22 protein-coding genes are annotated in these 24,012 nt (G+C 47.2%); 10 read left to right on the top strand and 12 right to left on the bottom strand.

Annotation, left to right across the window (positions count from 1 at the left end; genetic code table 11):
* Positions 1-55 precede the first annotated feature (55 nt).
* A complete protein-coding gene (locus FTT89_RS08405; RefSeq protein ID WP_005178958.1) occupies positions 56-883 on the bottom strand; it encodes a PhzF family phenazine biosynthesis protein in 828 nt (275 codons plus the stop codon).
* A 136-nt stretch (positions 884-1,019) separates the two neighbouring features.
* Here FTT89_RS08405 and FTT89_RS08400 point away from each other — a divergent pair, with 136 nt between their 5' ends.
* Both FTT89_RS08400 and FTT89_RS08395 read left to right on the top strand, forming a co-directional pair.
* On the top strand, positions 1,020-1,598 hold the full coding sequence (locus FTT89_RS08400; RefSeq protein ID WP_168384636.1) for a flavin reductase family protein: 579 nt from the start codon (positions 1,020-1,022) through the stop codon (positions 1,596-1,598).
* A gap of 106 nt (positions 1,599-1,704) precedes the next feature.
* On the top strand, positions 1,705-2,883 hold the full coding sequence (locus FTT89_RS08395) for a YbfB/YjiJ family MFS transporter (protein WP_180006386.1): 1,179 nt from the start codon (positions 1,705-1,707) through the stop codon (positions 2,881-2,883).
* A gap of 6 nt (positions 2,884-2,889) precedes the next feature.
* Here the strand turns inward: FTT89_RS08395 and FTT89_RS08390 are convergent, their stop codons facing one another.
* Positions 2,890-3,459: a M23 family metallopeptidase gene (locus tag FTT89_RS08390; RefSeq protein WP_180006387.1), complete on the bottom strand. Its 570-nt coding sequence runs from the start codon at positions 3,457-3,459 to the stop codon at positions 2,890-2,892.
* 217 nt (positions 3,460-3,676) lie between these two features.
* On the opposite strand from FTT89_RS08390, the gene FTT89_RS08385 reads away from it, so the two are divergent.
* Entirely contained in the window at positions 3,677-3,847 is a 171-nt protein-coding gene (locus tag FTT89_RS08385; protein WP_168379929.1) for a hypothetical protein, read from the top strand.
* Between the two features lie 288 nt (positions 3,848-4,135).
* Here FTT89_RS08385 and icd read toward each other — a convergent pair whose 3' ends face one another.
* Positions 4,136-5,392: an NADP-dependent isocitrate dehydrogenase gene (icd, locus tag FTT89_RS08380; protein WP_016659160.1), complete on the bottom strand. Its 1,257-nt coding sequence runs from the start codon at positions 5,390-5,392 to the stop codon at positions 4,136-4,138.
* Positions 5,393-5,798: 406 nt separating this feature from the next.
* Here icd and FTT89_RS08375 point away from each other — a divergent pair, with 406 nt between their 5' ends.
* Together FTT89_RS08375 and paaI are read left to right on the top strand one after the other, a co-directional pair.
* Positions 5,799-6,584, top strand: a complete 786-nt coding sequence (locus tag FTT89_RS08375) for an rRNA large subunit pseudouridine synthase E (RefSeq protein WP_045794865.1) — start codon at positions 5,799-5,801, stop codon at positions 6,582-6,584.
* Positions 6,585-6,761: 177 nt separating this feature from the next.
* The gene (paaI, locus tag FTT89_RS08370; RefSeq protein ID WP_005178971.1) at positions 6,762-7,154 is read left to right on the top strand and encodes a hydroxyphenylacetyl-CoA thioesterase PaaI; all 393 of its coding nucleotides are present in this window, start codon (positions 6,762-6,764) and stop codon (positions 7,152-7,154) included.
* A gap of 95 nt (positions 7,155-7,249) precedes the next feature.
* Here paaI and FTT89_RS08365 read toward each other — a convergent pair whose 3' ends face one another.
* Positions 7,250-8,953, bottom strand: coding sequence for a M61 family metallopeptidase (locus FTT89_RS08365; protein WP_127800023.1), 1,704 nt, complete (start codon positions 8,951-8,953; stop codon positions 7,250-7,252).
* A 179-nt stretch (positions 8,954-9,132) separates the two neighbouring features.
* On the opposite strand from FTT89_RS08365, the gene FTT89_RS08360 reads away from it, so the two are divergent.
* From FTT89_RS08360 to slyD, 3 genes are all read left to right on the top strand, one after another.
* Positions 9,133-10,443 carry a D-alanyl-D-alanine carboxypeptidase family protein gene (locus FTT89_RS08360; RefSeq protein ID WP_168391057.1) on the top strand — a complete coding sequence of 437 codons (1,311 nt, stop codon included), beginning with the start codon at positions 9,133-9,135 and terminating at the stop codon, positions 10,441-10,443.
* Positions 10,444-10,571: 128 nt separating this feature from the next.
* The gene (locus tag FTT89_RS08355; protein ID WP_180172827.1) at positions 10,572-11,858 is read left to right on the top strand and encodes an NAD(P)/FAD-dependent oxidoreductase; all 1,287 of its coding nucleotides are present in this window, start codon (positions 10,572-10,574) and stop codon (positions 11,856-11,858) included.
* A gap of 134 nt (positions 11,859-11,992) precedes the next feature.
* Positions 11,993-12,475: a peptidylprolyl isomerase gene (slyD, locus tag FTT89_RS08350; RefSeq protein ID WP_163170257.1), complete on the top strand. Its 483-nt coding sequence runs from the start codon at positions 11,993-11,995 to the stop codon at positions 12,473-12,475.
* A 76-nt stretch (positions 12,476-12,551) separates the two neighbouring features.
* Here slyD and FTT89_RS08345 read toward each other — a convergent pair whose 3' ends face one another.
* Both FTT89_RS08345 and yaaA read right to left on the bottom strand, forming a co-directional pair.
* Positions 12,552-13,196, bottom strand: a complete 645-nt coding sequence (locus tag FTT89_RS08345) for a metal-dependent hydrolase (RefSeq protein WP_168400284.1) — start codon at positions 13,194-13,196, stop codon at positions 12,552-12,554.
* A 17-nt stretch (positions 13,197-13,213) separates the two neighbouring features.
* The gene (gene yaaA / locus FTT89_RS08340; protein ID WP_005178997.1) at positions 13,214-13,993 is read right to left on the bottom strand and encodes a peroxide stress protein YaaA; all 780 of its coding nucleotides are present in this window, start codon (positions 13,991-13,993) and stop codon (positions 13,214-13,216) included.
* A gap of 135 nt (positions 13,994-14,128) precedes the next feature.
* Here yaaA and FTT89_RS08335 point away from each other — a divergent pair, with 135 nt between their 5' ends.
* The gene (locus tag FTT89_RS08335) at positions 14,129-14,761 is read left to right on the top strand and encodes an alpha/beta hydrolase (RefSeq protein WP_005178998.1); all 633 of its coding nucleotides are present in this window, start codon (positions 14,129-14,131) and stop codon (positions 14,759-14,761) included.
* A 114-nt stretch (positions 14,762-14,875) separates the two neighbouring features.
* Here FTT89_RS08335 and FTT89_RS08330 read toward each other — a convergent pair whose 3' ends face one another.
* From FTT89_RS08330 to pheA, 4 genes are all read right to left on the bottom strand, one after another.
* Positions 14,876-15,241: a hypothetical protein gene (locus FTT89_RS08330; protein ID WP_016659168.1), complete on the bottom strand. Its 366-nt coding sequence runs from the start codon at positions 15,239-15,241 to the stop codon at positions 14,876-14,878.
* A gap of 96 nt (positions 15,242-15,337) precedes the next feature.
* Positions 15,338-17,584 carry a bifunctional prephenate dehydrogenase/3-phosphoshikimate 1-carboxyvinyltransferase gene (locus tag FTT89_RS08325; protein WP_180006390.1) on the bottom strand — a complete coding sequence of 749 codons (2,247 nt, stop codon included), beginning with the start codon at positions 17,582-17,584 and terminating at the stop codon, positions 15,338-15,340.
* A gap of 3 nt (positions 17,585-17,587) precedes the next feature.
* The gene (gene hisC / locus FTT89_RS08320) at positions 17,588-18,679 is read right to left on the bottom strand and encodes a histidinol-phosphate transaminase (RefSeq protein ID WP_180134108.1); all 1,092 of its coding nucleotides are present in this window, start codon (positions 18,677-18,679) and stop codon (positions 17,588-17,590) included.
* Between the two features lie 64 nt (positions 18,680-18,743).
* Complete coding sequence (pheA, locus tag FTT89_RS08315; protein ID WP_005179005.1) at positions 18,744-19,853, bottom strand: prephenate dehydratase; 1,110 nt, start codon at positions 19,851-19,853, stop codon at positions 18,744-18,746.
* A gap of 486 nt (positions 19,854-20,339) precedes the next feature.
* Here pheA and FTT89_RS08310 point away from each other — a divergent pair, with 486 nt between their 5' ends.
* A complete protein-coding gene (locus FTT89_RS08310) occupies positions 20,340-20,861 on the top strand; it encodes a type 1 glutamine amidotransferase domain-containing protein (protein WP_005179007.1) in 522 nt (173 codons plus the stop codon).
* Positions 20,862-20,946: 85 nt separating this feature from the next.
* Here the strand turns inward: FTT89_RS08310 and FTT89_RS08305 are convergent, their stop codons facing one another.
* Both FTT89_RS08305 and FTT89_RS08300 read right to left on the bottom strand, forming a co-directional pair.
* A complete protein-coding gene (locus FTT89_RS08305; protein ID WP_104495098.1) occupies positions 20,947-22,089 on the bottom strand; it encodes an acyl-CoA dehydrogenase family protein in 1,143 nt (380 codons plus the stop codon).
* Between the two features lie 152 nt (positions 22,090-22,241).
* Positions 22,242-23,591 carry a dicarboxylate/amino acid:cation symporter gene (locus FTT89_RS08300; RefSeq protein WP_127800011.1) on the bottom strand — a complete coding sequence of 450 codons (1,350 nt, stop codon included), beginning with the start codon at positions 23,589-23,591 and terminating at the stop codon, positions 22,242-22,244.
* Positions 23,592-24,012: the final 421 nt, after the last annotated feature.

The following is a 24,012-nucleotide window of genomic DNA, read 5'->3' as shown; positions in this document are numbered from 1 at the left end:
TGTGACTTATGTTTGAAAATCACCGGCATACCCAGCGTGATTTCCCTGTTCTGTTTTAATCTAAAAATAACTCGGCCACCAGATATAATTTGGCATAACCGGAAATTTCAATACGCTGCTCTGCTTGTAAGGCACAGTACAGCATTCCACCTCGCGCCGAAGCCTGATAAGCCACCAGTTCAGTTTTGCCGGTTTTTTCTGCCCATAACGGCGCCAGACCGGTATGCATGGAACCAGTCACCGGATCTTCATCAATCCCTTTATGCGGGGCAAAGTAGCGAGCAATATAGTCATAGTCCTGAGAGGGCGCGGTCAAGGCCACATCTAGGTCTGTCGCGGTAATTGCGGTGCTGACCTGATGCAGCTCTGCAATCTGCCGGATTTTGGCCAGATCGGGCTGGGCGGCTAACACTGCCTGCTCAGATTCCAGTACCAGAATATAGGCCTGTGCATTTAAATAGACTTCCTTAACCGGCTGATCAATCACATCCAGCAATTGCGCCGGAAATTCATCTTGCAGTACCGGCACACGGGTTGGAAAATTCATGCGGATTTTGCCATCATCATCTTGCGTGACAATAAAAAGACCTAAATTTTTGACATGAAAATGAATGGTTTTGGCGCGGGTATAATCCTTAAACAGTACAAAGCTGCTGGCCAAAGTGGCATGGCCGCAAAAATCGACTTCAACTGTGGGGCTAAACCAGCGAATCTCGAAATTTTCAGCATCCATCGGCTTGACAAAGGCAGTTTCGGAAAGGTTATTTTCCAGTGCAATATTCTGCATTAAAGCGTCATCAAGCCAGTCTTCGACCACTATTACTGCGGCCGGATTTCCCTTAAATAATGCTGTTGTGAATGCATCAACCTGATACATTTTCATGAATCTGTCTCCCGCTGTATTTTGTGCTTTTTCCCAAGCATGCATCAATGATATAAGTTTTAACACCCGGTACAATGCAGAATTGTTGTTTTCCTGCATATCTCTGGAATGATCTCTGATTGAGGAATAAAAAAATATGACGCTCCCTGCTGATCTGCAAACTGTACCTTTGGAAAAGGCCTATCGTTTGATTAATCATGGTCCGACCGTGCTGGTGTCTGCGCAAGATCAGCAGGAAACCGATGTCATGGCTGCAGCCTGGGCCTGTGCGCTTGAGTTTAATCCTGCCAAAGTTACGGTAGTGCTGGATAAAAGCACCAAAACCCGTGCCATCATTGAACAGTCAGGTTATTTTGCCTTGCAGGTACCGACCTTAAAACAGCTCAGGATGGTGCATCAACTGGGAAGCATCAGCCTGTTTCAGGAACCGAACAAGCTGGACCGCTGTGGGGTCGAGCTATTCCAGTTTGAGCATTCTCCTGTGCCGACAGTGGCCGGATGCGCCGCCTGGCTGATCTGTGAACTTATTCCGGAGCCGCACAACCAGCAAACCCATGACCTGTTTATAGGCAAAGTCATTACAGCCTATGCCGATCAGCGGGTATTTCGTGACGGGCACTGGTATTATCATGAAGTGGCCGATGAATGGAAAAGTATCCACCATATTGCCGGCGGGCATTTTTATAGCATTGGCCAGCCGGTTTCGGTGGAATAACAGCGCTTAGATTAGCAAACAAATTGGCCAGATCAGCGGGCAACTGCAATAGCCCGCGCGCCATACAACAATATTTTACGCATAATAAAAAGCGCAAGGAATCTGCATGGATGCACAGCAACGCCGCCTCAGCCTGTTTTTACTGCTGTCCACCTGTTTAGGTATCGGTATTTTTCGTTTTTCTTATACCGCCTTGTTACCCAGTACCCGCCTGGCTTTTGAATGGAGTAGCGAGTTTGCCAGCCTGTTGGGCAGCGCCAATTTACTCGGTTATTTAATTGGTGCGGTCTGGGCCATGCGCTTAAACCAGCAGCTATTAGGCTGGATTCAGGCCGCGGCCTTTCTCGGCAGTTTAAGTTTATTCTGCTGTGCGTTCACCGGTTTTGAGGGTAGCTGGTATCTGTTCTGGCGAATATTGTCCGGCATCTGCGGTGGCTGGCTGATGATTCTGGCGCCGAGCGTGGTTGCGCAGCACTGTGAATTGCAGCATCGGTTTAAAATTAATGTGATTGGTTTTAGTGGCATCGGACTTGGTGTGCTGCTCGCCACATTATTTTTGCCCTATTTAGATCATATCTCCACCTCAAGCGCCTGGCTGATTTTATGTGCCTTTGCCGTGCTGTGCAGTCTGGGTTTAATCCTGCTCAAACCCAAAGCCCTACCGGTTAACATCCAAAGCCAGCCTCAAAGCGCTGCTGCTGTACCCATCAATAAAAAAGTCTTTGCCAGCCTGCTCTTGGTGTATAGCTGTAGCGCGTTTTCCTATGTACCACACTCACTCTTCTGGATTGACTATTTAAGTCAGGTGCAACAACTCAGCCTGTTCTGGATCAATAGCCACTGGATTTTATATGGCCTGGGCAGTGCCTGCGGAGCGGCCTGTGCCTATTTTCTGGCAAAACAGCTCGGCAATTTCAAAGCCCTGAAAATCCTGTATTGCCTGTATGTGGCGGCCATTTTAGCGGCAATCGCCCCTTGGTCAGTGATGACCTTTCTGTCTTCCTTTTTTACTGGCCTGCTGAATCCGGCGGTGGTGTTTCTGACCTCTTATACCCTGCTCCAGCTGTATGGTCTGGCCTATAAAAAATTATGGGGCATGGCTACTTTATGCTTTGCCAGCGTGCAGCTGATAGGAGGCTTAAGCTTTAGCGGCTTACAAGTCGCCGGCTGGTCCTATCCGCAGCAGTTTTTACTGGCCGGTGCGGTTCTGGCACTGGGAAATCTATATTTTATTTGCAGCCTGCCGGCCACCAAAACACCGGTTTCCACGGCGGATGTAAGCTGATTTAGCTTATTCATCGGTCAGCTCTTGTACCAAATAGGGATAAGGATTCACGGCGCCTTGACCACTGAGATAAATCCCATAATGCAAATGTGGCGGTGTATTTTGAGCATTGCCGCTATTACCGACATAACCAATGATTTCACCGGCTTCAATCCAGTCGCCTTCCTGAATCTCCGCTGCATAATCCTCTAAATGTGCATAATAATGATGGCTTAAGCCCGGACCAATCACCCAGACCACTTTACCCCCAAGGTTGTTGGTGCCCACCCGCGATACAATTCCAGCCGTGGTTGAGCGTACCGGCGTGCCGCGTTTGGCAAAAATATCAGTGCCTTCATGCCGACGCCCTTCACTGCGCGCCGCACCCCAGGTATCACTGATCTGCCAGGCCTGCACACCTTCTACCGGGACCGGTAAAGGCGCCATGAATTCCTGCTGTTGCAATTTCAGATACAGCATCGGATAGCGCATACCGGCGGCATCACCCGAAGGCGGTGGCTGACAGCCGACCAGCAGCACACTCAAACTTAAGCCAAGCGCCAGACCGGCGAGCCGTTTAGAAATCAAGATATTCATGGCAACTGCATCATCAAGGGATGACTTGATCTTAAGGTCTGCTCAGGGGTAGATAAAACACGGTTTTTGTACAGGTTTTGCTGATCTGGGTTTGGAGATGATTCCTCTGCTGCTTTCCGATCTAGATCGTCATGGGCTATATAGATATGACAAAGGCTCTCATCATGAGAGCCTTTGTCAGTAAATCAATTTAAAAACCTATATGCGCCTTTAGGCGATGAAAAAGTTTTTAAATTGGGGGTGCGACATCATTGCTGACGTTGGTTTTTCTGTTTTTGATTTTGTTGCTGAGGCTGTTGCTGCTGTTGACGTTGATTGTCATTCTGCTGCTGATTTTGTTGACGTTGGTTTTGCTGATTCTGTTGATTCTGCTGGTTTTGTTGATTAGCCATTTCATATCACTCCTGTATCAGTTCGATATGTCGCACAATATGTACAGGTATTACTCTACCGGGTTTTGTTTTTTGCCCAAGTCATAAGCTGTATCAAATTGCCTCAATGTAATTGGGCACAGGATTATCCATTACAAATTAAGTGAAAATAGTTTTACTATTTTACCTTAGTCACCCAAAGCATCACTGTGGTTACTTGTCATTACATTGACACAAATGGATGAGAAGATAAGGCATAAAAAACCCGCGTTAAACGCGGGCGGTTGCATCAAATAGATAGCGTTTTATTGGTCCATCTTGTCAATAATCGCCTGACCAAACTCAGAGCAGCGCAGCAAGGTGGCATCTGGCATCAGGCGTTCAAAATCATATGTCACCGTTTTGGCTGCAATCGCACCGGATACACCCCGAATAATCAGATCGGCCGCTTCAGTCCAGCCCATATCGCGCAGCATCATTTCCGCAGACAGAATAATCGACCCCGGATTGACCTTGTCCTGCCCAGCATACTTTGGCGCAGTGCCATGGGTGGCTTCATACATATGAATTGCCCCGCCAATATTGGCTCCCGGTGCAATGCCAATCCCGCCGACTTCTGCCGCCAGTGCATCGGAAATATAATCCCCGTTCAGGTTTAAGGTGGCAATGACCGAATAATCTGCCGGGCGCATTAAAATCTGCTGTAAAAAGGCATCGGCAATTACATCTTTAATCATAATCTCTTTGCCGGTTTTCGGATTTTTCAGCTTCACCCACGGCCCGCCATCGAGCAATTCGCCGCCAAAACGCTCCAGCGCCACTTCATACCCCCATTCCTTAAAGGCGCCTTCGGTATATTTCATGATGTTGCCTTTATGTACCAAGGTCACACTCGGCTTGTCATTATCAATCGCGAACTGGATGGCTTTACGCACCAGACGCTGAGTACCTTCTTTGGAGACCGGTTTAATCCCAATACCACAGTTTTCTTCAAAGCGGATTTTGGTGACACCCATTTCCTCTTTCAGGAATTTAATAACTTTTTTCGCTTCCGGTGAATCGGCTTTCCATTCAATCCCGGCATAAATATCTTCCGAGTTTTCCCGGAAAATCACCATATCGGTCAGTTCCGGATGTTGCACCGGTGAAGGCACGCCTTCAAACCAGCGTACCGGACGCACACAGACATACAGGTCCAGTTCCTGACGCAAGGCCACATTCAATGAGCGGATCCCACCACCAACTGGTGTGGTTAGCGGCCCTTTAATCGACACCACAAATTCACGCAAGACCTCAAAGGTTTCTTCCGGCATATAGGTGCCATAAATCTTGTTGGCCTTTTCGCCGCAATACACTTCCATCCATTCAATCGCACGTTTGCCACCATAGGCTTTTTGTACTGCCGCATCCACCACGGCTTTCATAGTCGGGGTAATATCCACCCCAATCCCGTCACCTTCAATAAAAGGGATAATCGGATTGTTCGGCACATTCAGGGATAAATCTGCATTTACCGTAATTTTGCTGCCATCTGCAGGCACGACGATTTTCTGATAACCCATAATCCTTGCTGCTCCCTGTGATTGGTGGGCGGGCAAATCCATACTATTCTTGCCCGGCACCGGTCTTTTTTGGCTGTCTGCTTAATTGTATTTTTAACTCGATGATCTTTTCAGTTTAATCAAAATTTAACCAGCCCGGGATTTATAAGGGAAATGGCCTTATTTCTGTGCTTAATAAATCGGCATATATCCTGTGCCATATCTCAGCAAGTTTTACATTTCCAATCAAAATCATCTGCTCAGCTTTGCCATAAAGTTCAGGCAGATCAGACAGAATCTGCTATAGTAGCCGGATATTGTGGACCTTCTTTTTGCTCATTGTCACCCTTTCTCTCCCATGCCGGGTTTTATTACAGTTAGCATAAGAATCACACCCAGATTTTTTTATATTTTTTAGCAGGTTACAGTGAAAATAGTTATTCTTAACAAGCCTTATGATGTGCTGTCGCAGTTTCGTCCCGATGAAAAGCACCCAACCATGGCCGACTTCATTGATGATCCGGATTTACGGATTGCCGGTCGTCTGGACATGGATTCAGAAGGTTTAATGTTCCTGACCGATCATGGCGGTTTAAACCAGTTTATTACCAACCCGGCCAATAAAAAGTTTAAAACCTATCTGGTCCAGGTCGATGGTGACATTACCGAAGAAGCGCTAGAACAGCTGCGTAAAGGTGTAGAACTGAATGATGGCATGACCTTGCCGGCCAAAGCGATTAAAGTGGCTGAACCGGAGTGGTTATGGGAACGTCATCCGCCGGTACGTTACCGCGCTTCGGTGCCGACCTCCTGGGCTGAAATTTCAATTTGTGAAGGCCGTAACCGTCAGGTGCGCCGCATGACCGCTGCGGTCGGCTTCCCAACTTTGCGTTTAATTCGCACCAAAATCGGTTCGATTGATCTGGTTCAGCTGGGCCTGCAACCGGGTGAAACCCGTGAAATTGAACCACTGCTCTATAGCGACTTTAAAGATGTACCAGCCGAACAGCCGTATCGCTCACGTTCTTATGTGAAGAAACCGGGCGGCACTGGTGGCAAACCGATGCAGAAAAAAGTCAACAAAGATGGTACCGCCAAGAAAAAATCCGGCACACCACGCATCTGGCAAATGGAAGAAGGTGAAAAGCCACGTCGCAAGACCAATGGCACCACCCGTCCCAACACCAAATCACGTGGTCGTCGTGCCCGTTAATGGGGCTGGCATCTGTATAGCTAAAAAAGCTGTTGCAAAGATGCGTTGAATAGACGATGAAAATAAGGCTCCAACGGGGCCTTATTTTTTTGCTTGTATTTTCAGCATCACAATGCTATTTATGATTCACATAATTTTAAATTTAAAATAAAACGTATCTTAAAAAAGGAGTCTGCTATGGATCAGCAAGTTAATCCCATGTTTCATCAGGACCGATTAATGCAGCATCTGGGCGCCCATTTGGTGTCGTTTGGTGAACACAGCGCACAGATTGAATTAAAAATTACCGAGCAGCATTTACAAGGCCATCAAACCTGTAACGGTGCGGTGATTTTTGCGCTGGCGGATGCGGCTTTTGCCATTGCCTGCAACACCGGCGAACATCCGGCGGTGGGTCAGCACTGCGGTATTCATTATTTAAAACCGGGCCTGCTCGGCGATACCCTGACTGCGGTGGCAGAACATAAGGCCAGCAGTGGCCGCAGCGGCATTTATGATATTCGGGTCACGAACCAGAAGCAGCAGATTGTGGCGGAGTTTCGCGGTACTTCCCGCCTGATCATCAAATAAGGTGTGATTACGATAGGGTTTATGACGATAGATCTGCATAAAAAAACCGATGCCTGAGCATCGGTTTTTTATAGTATAGATTTCAGACTGTGATTTTACACTTTTAACCAGCGATCCAGTTTGGCCTGATCTTCAACTTTTAATTCAACTTCAGTCAGTTCAGAACCTGCTGCATTCACTTCAAACTGCATCAGTTCATCACGGCGGAAAGCATGTACTGTAAAGCTGCCGCTCTGTTTGGCATACTGTTCGATCAGTTTGCTGCTGGCTTTGAGGCCATCAATGGCAATGATTACATCATGCGCCGACAGACCGGCTTGCGCTGCCTGACCATCACGGCGTGCGGCTTGCACCAGTACGCCTTCCGGTTTATCGGCCAGTTTTAGCCCCAATGGCAAACGCTTGTCATTTTTTAAGCTGTAGCTCAGACCAAATTCCGGGAACAGCTGATCCAGCGGTAACTCTTCAGTGGTGTTAATCAGATGGTTAATCTGCTCAGCCCAGCTATCACCGGTTAATTCCTGACACAATTCATAAATTGTGCGCTCATGCACCTGAATACCCTGCTGTGCATTGTCATACAGCTTGCGCATTAAGGCATCCAGACTAGAGCCACGCAGACGTAAACCGAGGTCCAGACACAAGGCCACCAGACAGCCCTTGTTGTAATAGCTGGTACCGGCATGGTTTGAGTTTTCATCCTGGCGGTAGAATTTGACCCAGGCATCAAAACTCGATTCAGCCACGGTTTGGATTGCCCGACCCGGATTTTGCAAATAACGGTCAATCTGCGCTTTTAATAAAGCAATATAAGATTCCTGATTGACCACACCGCTGCGTAATAAAATCAGGTCATCATAATACGAGGTGAAACCTTCAAAAATCCACAACAAGGAAGTGTAACCTTCCCGGTTCAGATCATAATTGACAAAGCTGTCCGGACGGATAAATTTCACCAGCCAGGAGTGGAAATATTCGTGGCTGCACAGCCCCAGAAAACGCTGATATTCTTTTGAGGGTTCTTCCGGCTCATTGGCTTTTGGCAAATCATCGCGCGGGGTAATCAGGCTGGTGCTGTTTGGATGCTCCAGACCACCGTAGCTGCTCCCGGTCGCCATGGTCATAAAGGTATAGTCCTGAAACGGTGCAGAACCGAACAGGGCAATTTCAGTGGCGCAGATTTTTTCTAGGTCCTGCTGCATTCGCGCAGCATTCATGGCATGTTTGCCCGATACCACAAATTCGTGTGGAATGCCTGCTGCATCAAAACTAAAACGGGTCTGCTCGGCCAGTTCAAACGGCGCATCAATCAGTTCGGCATAGTTTTTGGCTTTTAAGGTATAACGCCCCTTCACCAGACTTTTGGCCGCCAGTCCGGTCGCCAGCTGGAAATGTTTCAGCTCATTAGGCAGAAACACTTCGACTTCAATCGCTTTATCTTCCTGACCTTCCAGTCCTAAACAGGCACAGGCCGGATTGACATATAACCGGGTCTGATCAACATAGGCACCACGCACCGACAGGTCGTAGGCATAAACATCATATTCCACCGTAATCAGTTCATGATCGGTATTAAACAAACGCCATTTGTTCTTTTCAAATTTCTGGATTTTTAAAATACGCCCGGCTTCATCATAGGCCTTGACCGCTTCAATATGTTTGGAAAATTCACGAATCAGATAGCTGCCCGGAATCCAGGTTGGTAAAGCTAGAACCTGTGTCGGATTGGCCAGAAAACGCAAAGTGACATGAATAAGATGCTGACGATAATCGTCAAATTCGATTTGATAATGCAACATAATGGGCGATATAAAAGATCAAAGAGATAACTTATCAATTAGCTTAACATTTTTTTGTCATGCAATGCGCAGTCGTCTTCATTGTCGAAAATTATCGCTAGTCAGGCGGCAAAAAAAAGCATAGCATGCCTAAAATTTTTATGTTTATGACCAACGGACTGGTTAAAAAAGGAATCCCCTTGAAACGTGTCATCTACCTGATTGCGCTGCTGTGCTGGCTATGCAGCTCGCTTGCGCATGCCACCTTATTATCTTTTAATCCTGAAACGGTTGAAGCAGAAGCCTGGACCGTGCTTGATCCACAATCGGGTCAGGTCATTGCAGAACACAATAGCCAGATTCAGCGCGCCCCGGCCTCGCTGACCAAGATGATGGTGGCCTATATTGTGCTCAAGGACATTCAGGCCGGCAAGCTGAACGTGGCAGATGTGCTGACCGCAACGTCTGTGGTGAAACAGGTGATGTGGGATGAATCCCAGATGTACCTGAAAGAAGGTGAGCAGATTTCTGTTGATCAGCTGCTAGCTGGTTTAATTGTGATGTCTGCCAATGATGCCGCCCTAACTCTGGCCGAACGGATTTCTGGCAGCGTACCGCAGTTCGTGGCACGTATGAATCAGGAAGCACAGGCCTTGGGAATGCAGCATACCCATTTCCAGAATCCGTCCGGGATTACCATGCCGGAACATTATTCTACCGCGGCCGATCTGGCCCGTCTGGCACAGGCGGTCGTCAATGACACTCCGGATTATCTCGCTTATTCCAAACAGACCAGTTTTACCTATAACCAGCGTTATCACCGTGCCACTAACATTCTGCTCAAACAGGACCCGACGGTGGATGGCTTGAAAACCGGTTATACCCGTGCCGCCGGTTATAACCTGGCGCTGACGGCCAACCGTCTCACCCAGAATTTTGATGATCCGAACCGGCGTTTAATTGTGGTGGTTTTGGGTGCCAAAAGTGCATTTAAACGCGCTGAAATTGCCCAGCAACTGATGAACATCAGTTATGCCTACACCCGCAACGAAGTGGCTTTAAAAAACAAGCAGCTGATTGCTGAGTTGCCAGTGGTAAAGTCGACCCTGAAAATGTTCAAGGTTGAAGTGCAGCAACCGAAAATTGTCACCACGTCTTTATATGGCGAAAATAGCGCGATTGATTTAAAACAGTTTGATGTGACCCAGCAGCGCCTGTTTGTTAACGATACCTTCGGTCAGACCCGACTGATTGAACCCTTAACCCAGACCGAAACCCATTTGAATGTCGAGCTGAAAGAAAAGTTACTGACGGCCCCGCTGGCACAGGTGATGCAGCTGGCCACCGTGCATGTTTATCAGAATAACCGCCTGATCAATACCATTCATCTGGAAGAAGAAGTACATATTGCCGAAGCCAGCCTGTTTGAAAAACTGCTGATCTGGCTAAAAAGCCTGTTTAGCTTTTCCTCCAAGGATGAAACCGCAGCCAAAACTTATCCGCTGGTTTAATCCTGTGAACAAGCACAGTGGAAATGCTACATGATGTAAGTTGTCGAACAATCTGAGCCATTTTCCTGACCGGGAGATGGCATAAATTGAGCCTGTTCTTGCATTAAAAATAACAATATAGGTTCATCATGTCAGCATTACATCGTATTGTGATTGTCGGTGGCGGCGCCGGCGGTCTGGAGCTTGCTACCCAACTCGGTCATCGTTTGGGTAAATCGGGCAAAGCGCAGATTATTCTGGTCGATCAGAAACTGACCCACATCTGGAAACCGCTGCTACATGAAATTGCAGCCGGCACGCTCAATCCGCATCAGGAAGAAACCAACTATTTTGTCCATGCTGCCCAGCATCATTATCAGTTTATATTAGGCACCCTGGTTGGCATTGACCGGACCCAGAAAAAGATTCAGCTGCAGGCACCGCAATTTTCCAAAAAAGAGCAGCCACCAAAGCAGATTGACGTGGACTATGATACGCTGGTACTGGCGCTAGGCTCCACTTCCAATGACTTTAATACCGAAGGGGTGAAACAGCATTGTCATTTTCTGGACAGCCTGCCTCAGGCCACGGTGTTTCATCAGGACTTGCTACACCTGTATTTAGAAGCCCAAAATCAACCGCAAAGCCGTGCCCTGAATATTGCCATTATTGGCGCCGGTGCCACCGGTGTTGAACTGGCGGCAGAGCTGTATCAGGCCAAACAGACTTTTGCCCAATATGGTTTAAACCGGATTGACCCGCAGCAGGTTCGGATTACGCTCATTGAAGCTGCCGACCGGATTTTACCGGCCCTGTCACAGCAGATTTCCCGGCATACCCAAGCCCAGCTGGAGCACTTTGGTATTGAAGTGCTGACCCAGCATCGGGTGGCCAAGGTCGATGAAGAACAGGTTTATTTTGCTGCAGGTAATCCGCTGGAAGCAGAAATTAAAGTCTGGGCTGCCGGAATTCAGGCCCCGGAAATTTTTAAACAGTGGGATGATTTTGAAAAAGATCATCTGCACCGTTTAAAAGTCTATGCCACCTTACAGACTTATACCGACCCCAACATTTTTGCCTTTGGCGATTGTGCCCATTGCCAGCCCAAAGCCGATGAACCGGTGCTGGGTCCGCGTGCGCAGGTGGCCAGTCAGCAGGCCAGCTTTCTGGTTCGTGCCCTGAGCCAGCACGTGAATGGGAAACCACTGCCGATGTTTAAATTCTCCGACAAAGGCTCGCTGATTTCTTTAAGCCAGCATACGGCCGTGGGTGAATTACTCGGTCGGGTCAATGTACAGGGCATAGTCGCCAAGTCGATGTATGTGTCTTTATACCGGCTGCATCAGGCCACCATTCATGGCTATACCCATGCCGGGGTGCTGACCGCCAAAGATATGCTCGGCAGAAAAATTGGCCCTAAAATAAAATTGCATTGAAATTTTATCGACTGCCCCAATATCTGGGAAAATGTCATAAAAAAGCCAAATGTGAGTTTTTTGAGTAAAAGTATTCAACAAATTTGCCTTTTCACTTTATGATGTACCCTTAGAAAACTAAATGGATCTATAACATGACTGCTATTGCAAATGACCTCGTGGTTACTTTCCACTACACATTGACTAACGCAGAGGGTGAAACTCTCGACCAATCTCAAGGTGAACCACTTGCCTATTTGCATGGTGCGGGTAACATCATCCCTGGTCTTGAAAAAGCCCTAGAAGGTAAAACTGTGGGTGAAAAATTCACTGTAAACGTACCTGCTGCTGAAGGTTATGGCGAATACAACCCTGACCTGGTTCAAGAAGTTCCAGCGCAAATGTTCCAAGGCGTAGACAGCATTCAGCCTGGCATGCAGTTCCAAGCACAAACTGATGATGGCGTACAGATCGTAACGGTTAAAGCAGTTGAAGGCGAAAACGTAATCGTTGATGCAAACTTCCCGCTTGCTGGTCAAGACCTGACGTTTGAAGTTGAAATCGTAGAAATCCGTGAAGCGACTCAAGAAGAGTTAGACCACGGTCACGTACATGGTGTTGGCGGTCATCACCACTAATCTTGTGACAAGATGGAAAAGGCAAAGTCTGACTTTGCCTTTTTTTATGCCTGAAGTTTAGCGGACGAATAAACCATCACGATGCTGATTCGCCCGTTGTAGACAAAGCCTGGGCCAGATTGTGTTTGGCCTGTGCTTCATAATGCTGCTGAAAATACCGGGTCTGATACAGCGGCTGCATCTGATAAAACTGCATCAATACCGCACGGCGCTTGGGCTGATAAAGCTGCTGCTCGACCCAGGCATATTCCTGACGAATCTGTTGCTGATATTCAGCAAAACGTACTGGCGGCGCAGCCAGAATTGCCAGATCAATATCCAGCAAGGCATTTAAATCTGGCTCATCACTAGGCTGATGCTGCCGGGTCGCGAGAATCCAGCGGCTCACGGTTTCCAGTTGTGCTGCCGTTAAAAAATCTGCACATAACTGCTGGCACAATGTCGCACTTTGTGCTTCATTGTCCTGCGCTTTAGGATGATAGACCGCATCATGAAACCATAACGCCAGCTCGACCAGCGATGGTTGCTGCAACTGTGTGCGAATCTGATCGAAATGCTGCAGACATTCCAGAATATGCTGCACGCCATGATAGTGCCGCTGCGGCTCACTATAGGCCGCCAGCAGCCGCGCATACAGCTGCTGCGTCTGGCAGCGATTCAGCGAAAACTGCTGAGCGCAGCGTTGCCAATACAACTGAAAATCAGCAAGTTCTGGTTGCATGGCACGCACTCCCCTGTTTATGCGGCTTGCTCATCTCGCTTAAACACCAGCTCACCTTTTAGGGAGCTGTCAGCATCGAAATAATAGCCATCGCTATTAAAGCCTTTTAAATCTTCAGCACGTTCAATTTTATTTTCGATGATATAGCGCGCCATCAAACCACGGGCTTTTTTGGCATAGAAGCTGATGACTTTATATTTGCCATTTTTCTGGTCTAAAAATACCGGCTTGATGATTTCTGCCTGAATCTTGCTTTCTTTCACCGATTTATAATATTCATCCGAAGCGATATTCACCAGCAATTCAGACTTGGCCGCAGCCAGATCTTCATTGATCAGATCAGTAATGATGGTGCCCCAGAATTCATACAAATTGCTGCCACGCGGATTTTTCAGCTTGGTGCCCATTTCCAGACGATACGGCATCATTAAATCCAGCGGGCGCAATAAGCCATACAGACCTGATAACATGCGCAAATGCTGCTGTGCATAATCAATGTCCTGATCCTTCAGGCTATAGGCATCCAGACCGGTATAGACATCACCTTTAAAGGCAAACAGCGCCTGACGCGCATTGGAAAAATCAAAATCGGCCTGCCAGTCGCGGAAGCGTTCTACGTTTAAATTGGCAATTTTTTCGCTCACACTCATTAAATTGGCGATTTCTGAAGCAGATAGCGTACGACTAACGTCGATAAGTTCTTGTGAATGCGCTAATAGTCTTGGTAATGTGTGGCTGTCGGTGGGTAATGCAGATTCATAATCTAAAGTCTTAGCAGGAGAAATTAAGGCGAGCATACACATCCTGATCAAAAAGTGGTTAAAAAATAATTAATCAAACTATAACAGTCAGCTTATTTTAATGCCAATCTGTGTTTTTCCTAAACATAATCGGTAAAATAATCGATTCTCCTGCCATTATTCGATTATCTTATGTCCGAGCAAATTTTCATTCCAGGTCCTGTGGGTCGAATTGAAGTTTTCGTAGATTATCCCCAGGGTGAAGTGAAAGGATTCGCGGTTGTCAGCCACCCCCATCCATTGCAAGGCGGCACCCCGCAACACAAAGTTCCTGCATTATTAGCACAAATGTACCTAGAGCGCGGCTGCGTGGTATATCGCCCAAGCTTCCGCGGTTCAGGCCAGAGTGAAGGTGTGCATGATGAAGGCTTTGGCGAAACGGACGATATTCTAGAAGTCATCAAATATGCGCGCAGCCAGCACATTGGCCTGCCGTTCTATGCCGGCGGTTTCAGCTTTGGTGCGCATGTGATGGCAAAGAGTTATGCAGCGCTACCGGTTGAATTACAGCCAAAACAGACCATTTTATGCGGCTTGCCGACTGCGACAGTAGCTGGTGTACGTCACTATGTAACTCCTGAAATTAAAGGTGACATCCTGTTTATTCATGGCGAAGCCGATGATGTGACCCTGCTCTCGGACATGATTACTTGGGCCAAACCACAGCGTCATCTGGTTACCATTTTACCGGGCGCTAACCATTTCTTTACCGGCTATTTAAAACAGCTGCGGATTGCAATTACCCGCTTCCTGGCCTTAGGCTAAAGACAAAAACCCATCTGCTGATGGGTTTTTTTATGGGAGGAGATCAGTGACGGTACTGTTAATTTTAAAATGGATACAGACGAAATGGCTTCGCAATTCCAATCTGGGATTGTTTTAATTTTTCCATTCAAAGGCCGTAAAGTTTTCATCCTGTTTTAAGGTCTGCTCGACCGCCTGGGCCAGCTGATTTAGCAAGCTTTGCGATTCAATCCGGTCAAACCAGTCCTGCTCTTCTTCCGGATAAGACAGGATTTCACACACCAGTCGTCCTTCGGCATCGCGGCTTTCACAGCTCACGCTTAAGGGCAAAGGATGATCTTCCACACTAACCGCAATTTGTGCGCCACTTTGCGGCAGGGTTTCAAAGCCGTGCTGGTTTAACTGTCGGGCCAGCAAATCTGCCACATAGTTCTGGGCAATCTTACAGTCCTGTAATTCGGCCTTGTTATCACATTGTGCGGTAAACTGGAGTGTTTTCATAAACGACCCTACTGCTGTTCTTGTTGTATTTTTAGCATAAGCAATATAAAGCAAACAGCCAAGCAAAAGCTTGGCTGTTTTGGGTTATTTTTCTCTTTATTCGGTCACTTCAATCTGCAGACCGGCCTGAGCGGTCAATTGGGTAAAGGTCGGGAAGCTGGTCGCGACCGTTTCTGTACCCACAATTTTAATTACTTCCGAGTTACGTAAACCGGCAATCGAGAAGCTCATGGCAATACGGTGGTCATGATGTGACTCAATTTCACCGCCGGTGAACACAGGCGACCAGTCACCTGCTTTGCCCTTGCCTTCAATGATGATGCCATCTTCAGTTGGGGTACAGTCAATGCCCATGGTTTTCAAGCCATCTGCCATCACCTGAATCCGGTCAGATTCTTTGACGCGAAGTTCAGCTGCACCAGTCAATACAGTCTGACCTTCCGCACAGGCTGCTGCAATAAACAGCGCTGGGAATTCATCAATCGCCAGTGGCACCTGATCTTCCGGAATATGAATGCCTTTTAAGGTACGGCTGCCCTGAATACGAATGTCGGCAATCGGTTCACCACCGGCAATACGCTCGTTGGATACAGTAATATCTGCACCCATTTGTTTGAGGATTTCAATCACGCCAGTACGGGTCGGGTTAATGCCCACAGCTTCTAAAGTGACATCGGCATTTTCAGTAATGGCCGCGCCCACCATAAAGAACGCTGCAGATGAAATATCTGAAGGCACCTGAATATTGGTTCCCACCAGTTTACCGCCGCCTTGCAGGGAAATACGGTTGCCTTCGGATTTCACTTCATAACCAAAAGCACGCAGCATACGCTCGGTATGGTCGCGGGTTGGTTCCGGTTCAGTTACTGCAGTTTCACCTTCGGCCCACAAACCGGCCAGTAAAATTCCTGATTTCACCTGTGCCGAGGCCATTGGTAAATCGTACTGAATGCCTTTTAACTGCTGGCTGCCCGTAATTGACACCGGTGGCGTACCACGCTCACCTGTGGTCTGGATTTGCGCCCCCATTTCACGTAATGGCTTGGCAATACGCTCCATTGGACGCTTGGACAAGGATGCATCACCGGTCATCACCGAATCAAAGGCCTGCGCCGATAACATGCCTGACAGCAAACGCATGGAGGTGCCAGAGTTCCCCATATACAGTGCACCGGCTGGAGCTTTGAGGCCCTGCATACCAACACCATGAATGGTCACTTCACCATTTTTCGGGCCTTCAATACTGACACCCATATCGCGAAAAGCCTGCAAGGTCGCCAGCGCATCTTCACCTTCCAAAAAGCCGGTGACATGGGTGGTGCCTTCTGCAATCGCACCAAACATGATTGAACGATGTGACACAGATTTATCACCTGGCACAGTAAATTTACCCTGGAAATTTTTAGAGCCCGGTAAAATCGTAAATTGTTGTGTCACTTTATTGTTCTCCATCAACGGTTTTTTGGCCAGCATATGATTAAAATGCTGACGCGCTGCTTGAGCATGTCCCAGCAGGCCCATTAAAGCCTGCGAGTTTTCCTGTTCGATCAGCTGGCGCAAGATTGCCAGCTGTTGTTCAAAGCCATCGACTGCATTCAAAATTGCCTTTTTATTGGCAAAGAAGATGTCGTGCCACATTTGTGGATCACTGGCTGCAATTCGCGAGAAATCACGAAAGCCGCCTGCAGCATAGCGAAAAATATCTAAATTGTCTTCCCTGTTGGCCAGTTGCTCCACCAGGTTAAATGCCATTAAATGCGGAAGATGACTGGTATGTGCCAGCACTTCATCGTGCTTGTCCACATCCATACAGATCACTTCCGCTTTGGCTGCTTCCCACAGTTGAATCAGTTTATTGACCGCCCAATCCGCACTGGTCGGTAATGGAGTCAAAATCACTTTATGATTGGCGAATAAATCGACCTTACCGGCATGGACCCCGGTATGCTCGGCTCCAGCAATCGGATGCCCCGGCACAAAACCGGCAGGCAGTTGTTCACCAAAAACCGCTTTGGCCGCATCGACCACATTGCCTTTGGTACTGCCGACATCGGTCAGGATTGCATCAGGTTTTAAATACGGTTTAATCTGCTGCAACACATATTCGGTGGCACGTACCGGTAAGGCCAGCACCACCAGATCAGCATCTTTCACCGCCTCGACCGGATCGCTATAACCGGCAGCAATTAACCCTAAGGCTTTGGCATCTTCTAGCGTTTTTTGCGAACGGGTCGATGCCACCACCTCATGAGCCAGCTGTTCAGCCTGAATCACACGCGCCAGACTTGAGCCAATCAGCCCAAGTCCAATAAAAGCGACTTTTTCAAACAGGGGTTGCGTCATGGCTTATGCCTTTGCGTCCAGACCTAACACCTTCGCCAGTGCAGTCAGGAATTTGGCATTTTCTGCTTCTGTTCCAATCGATACACGAAGATGGTTTGGAATACCAACCGGACGTACAATCACGCCCTCTTTGAGCAAAGCATTGAAGGTTTGTGCCGGATCAGCCTGTACATCAACCAGAATAAAGTTGGCACGTGAAGGCACATAGTTCAGGCCCAGTGCTTTAAAGCCCGCTTCCAGCTGCGCCATACCAGCCTTGTTCACTTCACGTGATTTTTCGATAAAGGCTTCATCTTTCAGCGCTGCTACAGCTGCCACCATAGCTAAATGGTTCACGTTAAATGGCTGACGGATACGGTTTAAATAGTCAGTCACCTGTACAGAGGCCAGAGCAAAACCAACTCGTAGCGCTGCCAGACCATAGCATTTTGATAAGGTACGGCTAACAATCAGGTTTGGATACTGATCCAGATATTTCAGGCTGTTGAAGTTTTCCGGGAAGTATTCCACATAGGCTTCATCCAGTACCACAATTACATTGGCCGGTACTTTCTGCATGAAGGCTTCAAATTCAGCTTCTTCAAACCAGGTGCCAGTCGGGTTATTCGGATTGGCAATGAACACCAGCTTGGTGTTGGCTTGAATGGCTGCAGCCATCGCCTCTAAATCGTGCGAGAAACCTTTGGCTGGTACTTCAATGGCCTGTGCATTAATGGCCTGAGTCACCAGTGCATAAACCGCAAAGGCGTGCTGGCTATATACGATTGAGTCCTGCTCGGACACAAAAGCGCGGGCAAACATTTCCAGCAGGTCATTTGAACCATTACCCAAAGTAATCCGTTCATGACCAAAACCAAACTGCGCTTCAACCTGGTCTTTTAAAATAAAACCACCACCATCTGGATAACGGCCAATTTCTGCCAGTTCGGCAGCCACGGCCTCTTTGACTTTGTCTGAACAGCCCAACGGGTTTTCATTGGATGCCAATTTCACAATATCGGTAATACCCAATTCGCGCTCAAGTTCACTGATCGGCTTACCTGGTTGATATGGCTTTAACTTAGAGATGCCTTCATTGGCTGGGACAAACGACATTTTTTACTTCCAGATTTACAGGTGAAAAGCAGCCGCATGCAGCGCACACGGCCACCAGAGAATTTTATAAAACTGCCGCCGGATAAGAGCCGAGTACACGGACTTCTTTCACCAATGGACGGATTTCTTCAATCGCAGCTTTAACATTGTCTTGCTCAATATGACCTTCCAGATCAATAAAGAACACATAGGCCCATTTTTCAGGTAAAGCCGGACGGGTTTCAATACTGGTTAGACTAATGTTGTGTTTGGCAAATGGCGCCAGAATTTCCAGCAAGGCACCGGCACGGTCATGTGCAGATACCAGCAATGAAGTTTTGTCATTGCCGCTTTGTGGCACTTTCTCACGGCCAATCACCAGGAAGCGCGTGGTGTTTTCCGGGTTGTCTTCGATATTGCTGTGCATGATTTCAAGATCATAAATGGTTGCCGCAATTTCAGAAGCAATGGCCGCAGAATGCCATTCATTGCGAATACGGCGCGCCGCTTCACCATTGGAACTTAAAGCCACACGCTCCACCCCAGGATAATGTGCATCTAGCCATTTACGGCACTGTGCCAGTGTTTGCTGGTGAGCATAAATCTGTTTAATGCTGTCTTTACGGGTATTTGCAGAAATCAGGAACTGATGATGAATTGGCAATTCAACTTCGCCAATCACATTCAAATTCGAAGTTTTAAAGCAGTCTAAGGTATGGTTCACCACCCCTTCAGAGGAGTTCTCTACCGGTACCAGACCATAATGCGCACTGCCCGCTTCTACTTCACGGAATACTTCATCAATGGTTTGTAAAGGGCGCACCAGGGCATCATGACCGAAATGCTTGAGTACCGCAGAATGGGTATAAGTCCCAACCGGCCCCAGGAAGGCAATACTTTGTGGTGCTTCCAGTGCCAGACAGGCCGACATGATTTCACGGAATAAACGTGCCATGGTCTGGTCCGACAATGGGCCTTCATTGCGATCCATAACATTACGTAAAACTTGTGCTTCACGTTCCGGACGGTAAAACAGCGGATTCTCTTCAGCGGCAAATTTGGCTTTGGCCACCGCTTCTGCCAATCGTGCGCGACGGTTAATCAGTTGTTGAATCTGCATATCAACAGAGTCAATTTCCTCACGAATATTGTTCAGGTCAAGAGAAGTCGTTGTGTTTTGATCGTCGTTGATCATTGTTATGTCGCCCTTCATAAACGGTATGCAAACAGTATAACAATAGTTAGCTTTCAAATGTTGCGCAATACAACTTTGATTGATTCAGTCTTAAAAACAAACAGTTGGTTAAACTCTCTGCAACTTGTGAGACTGTTTATCAATTGAGCAGCTAAAGCTCATGAATAATTCTGAACAAGTCACGACGCTTTGCCTGTTTTTCCATCCAGAGTGTAGCGAATTTAAGCAGATGAAACAGGGTCTTTTTCCAATCAGCCGATAGCTTTTGCATCTGAATTCGATGAATAGTGATAGGATTTTGCAAGTTTATTGCGTAAACTGAACAGGCGTCATAATTACTTACATAGAAAATAACGCCCATAAATATTGAATAAAATTCCAGAAATTTTAACTTGAAAAAGAAATAAGAAAACTGGTTACAAAGCAGCAATGAAATTTTGCTTTTTCCCCTTTACTCTTTTATTTAAAGCAATTCGGAGAATAATAATGTCAAAAAGAATCGCGGTGCTGATTACCCATGATTATGAAGATGCAGACTATCCAGAATTGATCCACGCCTTCCGTGCAGCGCGGCATAGCGTGGTAAATGTTGAAAACAAGGCCGGCAATATTGTCTATGGTTATCAACGGCGCAGCTCGGTAACCATCGACCAAAGTATAGATGATGTGACCATTCATGATTTTGATGCGCTGCTGATTCCCGGCGGCCAATCTCCGGCACAACTGCGTGATGATCTGCGTTTTGTCGATTTTGTCCGAAATTTTGCCAATGCCCAGAAACCGATTATGAGCACCTGTCATGGTCCGCAACTGCTGATCCATGCCAGTGTGGTCAAAGGCCGGCGCATGACCAGCATTGCCCCGGTGATGCTGGAACTGATGGATGCCGGCGCCGTGTATTTTGATGAGGCGGTAGTGAATGACAATAACCTGTATATTTCCTCACGCTCACCAGCAGACTTGCCGATCTTTATTCGGGAAAGTCTGCATGTGCTCAGCCTGCATTAAAATCAGTCTCAGAAACACACCCACCAAAAAACACCCGCCCAGTCGATGCTGGGCGGGTGTTTTCATTTGCTCTGATGTACAGGACTTAACGGCCCAATAAACCGCGCGCCACAATCTCTTTCATAATTTCATTGGTGCCGCCATAAATCCGCTGGATACGGGCATCGACAAAGAAACGAGAAATTGGATATTCAGTCATATAACCATAACCACCAAACAGCTGCAGCAGCTGATCGGCCACTTTCATCTGCATATCGGTCGAGAAGCTTTTCAGTGCTGCTGCGGTTTCGACATCCAGTTTGCCCTGCATATACAGCTCGACATTCTGGTTATAAAACGCAGCCGTGGCCAGCTCATCAATTTTAGCCTGTGCCAAAACAAAACGGCTGTTCTGGAACTGGCCAATTTTCTGACCAAAAGCCTGACGTTCCTGGACGTATTGCGTGGTGATGTCAATTGAACCGCGGATAGCGCCCAAGGCGGTGGCGGCAATCGCAGTCCGTTCACGTGGCAATTCCTGCATTAAATAGGCAAAGCCCTGTCCCGGCTGGCCCAGTAACTGTTCTTTGGGTACCTTTACATTATCAAAGAACAATTCCGAGGTGTCCTGAGCATGCAGGCCAATCTTGTCGAGGTTGGTGCCTTTCTTAAAACCATCCAGATGGGTATCGACTAATAATAAAGACACGCCTTTGGCACGTGCCTGCGGATCGGTTTTTACTGCCAGCACCACCAGATCGGCATGTTGGCCATTGGAAATAAAGGTTTTAGAACCATTCAGGACATAATGATCGCCCTGCAAAATGGCATGACTGCGCATGGCTTGCAGGTCAGAACCAGCACCCGGCTCGGTCATACCAATCGCACCGACCACTTCACCGCTAACCATTTTTGGCAGCCAGTACTGTTTCTGTTCTTCTGAACCAATATTTAAAATATACGGCGCAGCAATTTCTGAATGGCAGGAAATACCGGTAGACAGTGCGCTATAACCAGCACGCGCTGACTCTTCGACCAGCATCAGCGAATAATGGGTCGGTACGCCATAGCCGCCATACTGTTCCGGTACATCTACACATAAAAAGCCGTTTTCACCCAGCTGGTTCCAGACCGAGCGCGGCATAATCCCTTCCCGTTCCCACTGTTCATAATGCGGGGCAATCTGTTCACTCATAAAGCGGCGGAAGTTGTCACGGAATAATTCTAAATCTGCATCATAAGCCAGCATAGTCGATCCTTGTAGGGTATACATTCTTGTTTTACATTCAGCCCCATGCTATGCATTTTTAAGCGTACTGTCATGGCTTTTCCCGGCTTTTTTATTGACTGCCAAGTAATAAAAAAAGGAAGCCGAAGCTTCCTTTAGTCACCGCCCTGCTGTTAAGCCGAAGCAGATTGCTGGTTTTGTTCTGCCATCTTGCGGTCAATTTCTTCCGGATTATTTAATGCATATTGCAGCTTTTCCTGATCCAGCTGACCGACCCACTTCGCTACAACAATGGTTGCCAATGAGTTACCCACCAGATTGGTCAAGGCACGTGCTTCAGACATAAAGCGGTCAATACCCAGAATTAGCGCCAGACCGGCCACCGGAATCTGACCCACAGCCGCCAGTGTTGCCGCCATCACAATAAAGCCTGAACCGGTCACCCCTGCTGCGCCTTTAGAGGAAATCAACAGCACCAGCAATAAAGTAATCTGATGATGCAGTTCTAAAGGTGTATTGGTGGCCTGAGCAATAAAGATTGCGGCCATGGTTAAATAAATCGAGGTACCATCCAGGTTAAAGGAATAACCCGTTGGAATGACCAAACCCACCACCGATTTTTCACAGCCGGCAATTTCCAGTTTCTTCAACATACGCGGTAGTACTGATTCTGAAGATGAGGTCCCCAATACAATCAGTAATTCTTCGCGAATCATGCGGATCATTTTTACGATACTGAAACCGGTCATGCGCGCAATACTGCCGAGTATGATAAAAATAAACAGCACACAGGTCAGGTAGAAGCAGATAATTAACTGCGCCAGTTGCGCCAGACTGCCAATCCCGTATTTACCAATAGTAAAGGCCATCGCACCGAAAGCACCAATTGGCGCAACTTTCATGATCATGTTCACAATGTTAAAGAACACATGCGAAATCTGGTCAATCAGTTTCAAGACCGGCTTACCTGCTGGCCCTAAACGGTGTAAGGCAAAACCAAACAGAATGGCAAACATCAGCACCTGCAGGATTTCACCCTGGGCAAATGCACCGACCACGGTATTTGGAATGATATTTAACAGGAACTCGACTGTAGATTGTGCTTCACCAGTTTCTACATATTTGGAAATACCTGTGGTATCCAAAGAAGCTGGATCAACGTTCATGCCAACGCCTGGTTTCCAGACGTTAATCACCACCAGACCAATAATCAGGGCGATGGTAGAGACAATTTCAAAATACAGTAATGCCACGCCACCGGTTTTACCCACCGATTTCATGCTTTCCATACCGGCGATACCACTCACCACGGTACAGAAAATCACCGGCGCAATAATCATTTTGATTAAACGGATGAAGCCATCACCTAAGGGTTTCAGCTGCTCACCCAGACCCGGAACATACTGTTCCACGCCATTAATAACTTGTGTGCCACTAGGAGAATAATGACCGACGAGAATACCTGCAATAATTGCAATAATCACCTGAAAGTACAGGGATTTATAAATAGGTTGTTTGGCCATAACAGATCTACTTTTGTTCTTGTCCAGAGGACAAATACCCTTGATTTTTTACCCACGACCTGTTCTGCCTGTTTTTAAAACAACAGGCATACGCTGCCTTGAGCCATGGCTCAAAACATTCAACGCTTTATTTTCATCGGCAAAAGTCGGGCTTACTTTGAGCCGCCAGAATAAACAGGCTCAAACGCAAAAGCGGCTTTTTAGAACAGGAGATGAGTAAAAATAAAAAATAATATAAAACGCTGCGAATTTTACCTAAAATTCAAATATAGTGCTGCTAAAAACAGCGAGAACTGGCGAACTTTAAAACAGAAGCAGCTTAGACATTAGTCTAAATCCGAGCAAAGCATACGGTTTTTAAAAAGCCGCAAACATGTGTATATTGTGGGAAGCGACCGGCGCCATTTATTTGAGATTCAGG

Origin of the sequence: Acinetobacter sp. YH01025 (genome assembly GCF_013420185.1) — a bacterium.
Taxonomy (GTDB): domain Bacteria; phylum Pseudomonadota; class Gammaproteobacteria; order Pseudomonadales; family Moraxellaceae; genus Acinetobacter; species Acinetobacter indicus.
This window is presented reverse-complemented; position numbering and strand designations above follow the sequence as displayed.

Excerpts from the sequence above, each read along its gene's own strand:
- FTT89_RS08400 (WP_168384636.1), top strand. The coding sequence starts at position 1,020 with ATGACGCTCCCTGCTGATCTGCAAACTGTACCTTTGGAAAAGGCCTAT.
- FTT89_RS08325 (WP_180006390.1), bottom strand. The coding sequence starts at position 17,584 with ATGACGCAACCCCTGTTTGAAAAAGTCGCTTTTATTGGACTTGGGCTG.
- FTT89_RS08365 (WP_127800023.1), bottom strand. The coding sequence starts at position 8,953 with ATGTTGCATTATCAAATCGAATTTGACGATTATCGTCAGCATCTTATT.
- FTT89_RS08305 (WP_104495098.1), bottom strand. The coding sequence starts at position 22,089 with ATGCTGGCTTATGATGCAGATTTAGAATTATTCCGTGACAACTTCCGC.
- hisC (WP_180134108.1), bottom strand. The coding sequence starts at position 18,679 with ATGTCGTTTGTCCCAGCCAATGAAGGCATCTCTAAGTTAAAGCCATAT.
- FTT89_RS08330 (WP_016659168.1), bottom strand. The coding sequence starts at position 15,241 with ATGAAAACACTCCAGTTTACCGCACAATGTGATAACAAGGCCGAATTA.
- FTT89_RS08405 (WP_005178958.1), bottom strand. The coding sequence starts at position 883 with ATGAAAATGTATCAGGTTGATGCATTCACAACAGCATTATTTAAGGGA.
- FTT89_RS08355 (WP_180172827.1), top strand. The coding sequence starts at position 10,572 with ATGTCAGCATTACATCGTATTGTGATTGTCGGTGGCGGCGCCGGCGGT.
- paaI (WP_005178971.1), top strand. The coding sequence starts at position 6,762 with ATGGATCAGCAAGTTAATCCCATGTTTCATCAGGACCGATTAATGCAG.
- FTT89_RS08310 (WP_005179007.1), top strand. The coding sequence starts at position 20,340 with ATGTCAAAAAGAATCGCGGTGCTGATTACCCATGATTATGAAGATGCA.
- FTT89_RS08345 (WP_168400284.1), bottom strand. The coding sequence starts at position 13,196 with ATGCAACCAGAACTTGCTGATTTTCAGTTGTATTGGCAACGCTGCGCT.
- icd (WP_016659160.1), bottom strand. The coding sequence starts at position 5,392 with ATGGGTTATCAGAAAATCGTCGTGCCTGCAGATGGCAGCAAAATTACG.
- pheA (WP_005179005.1), bottom strand. The coding sequence starts at position 19,853 with ATGATCAACGACGATCAAAACACAACGACTTCTCTTGACCTGAACAAT.
- FTT89_RS08335 (WP_005178998.1), top strand. The coding sequence starts at position 14,129 with ATGTCCGAGCAAATTTTCATTCCAGGTCCTGTGGGTCGAATTGAAGTT.
- FTT89_RS08390 (WP_180006387.1), bottom strand. The coding sequence starts at position 3,459 with ATGAATATCTTGATTTCTAAACGGCTCGCCGGTCTGGCGCTTGGCTTA.
- slyD (WP_163170257.1), top strand. The coding sequence starts at position 11,993 with ATGACTGCTATTGCAAATGACCTCGTGGTTACTTTCCACTACACATTG.
- FTT89_RS08300 (WP_127800011.1), bottom strand. The coding sequence starts at position 23,591 with ATGGCCAAACAACCTATTTATAAATCCCTGTACTTTCAGGTGATTATT.
- FTT89_RS08395 (WP_180006386.1), top strand. The coding sequence starts at position 1,705 with ATGGATGCACAGCAACGCCGCCTCAGCCTGTTTTTACTGCTGTCCACC.
- yaaA (WP_005178997.1), bottom strand. The coding sequence starts at position 13,993 with ATGCTCGCCTTAATTTCTCCTGCTAAGACTTTAGATTATGAATCTGCA.
- FTT89_RS08385 (WP_168379929.1), top strand. The coding sequence starts at position 3,677 with ATGAAAAAGTTTTTAAATTGGGGGTGCGACATCATTGCTGACGTTGGT.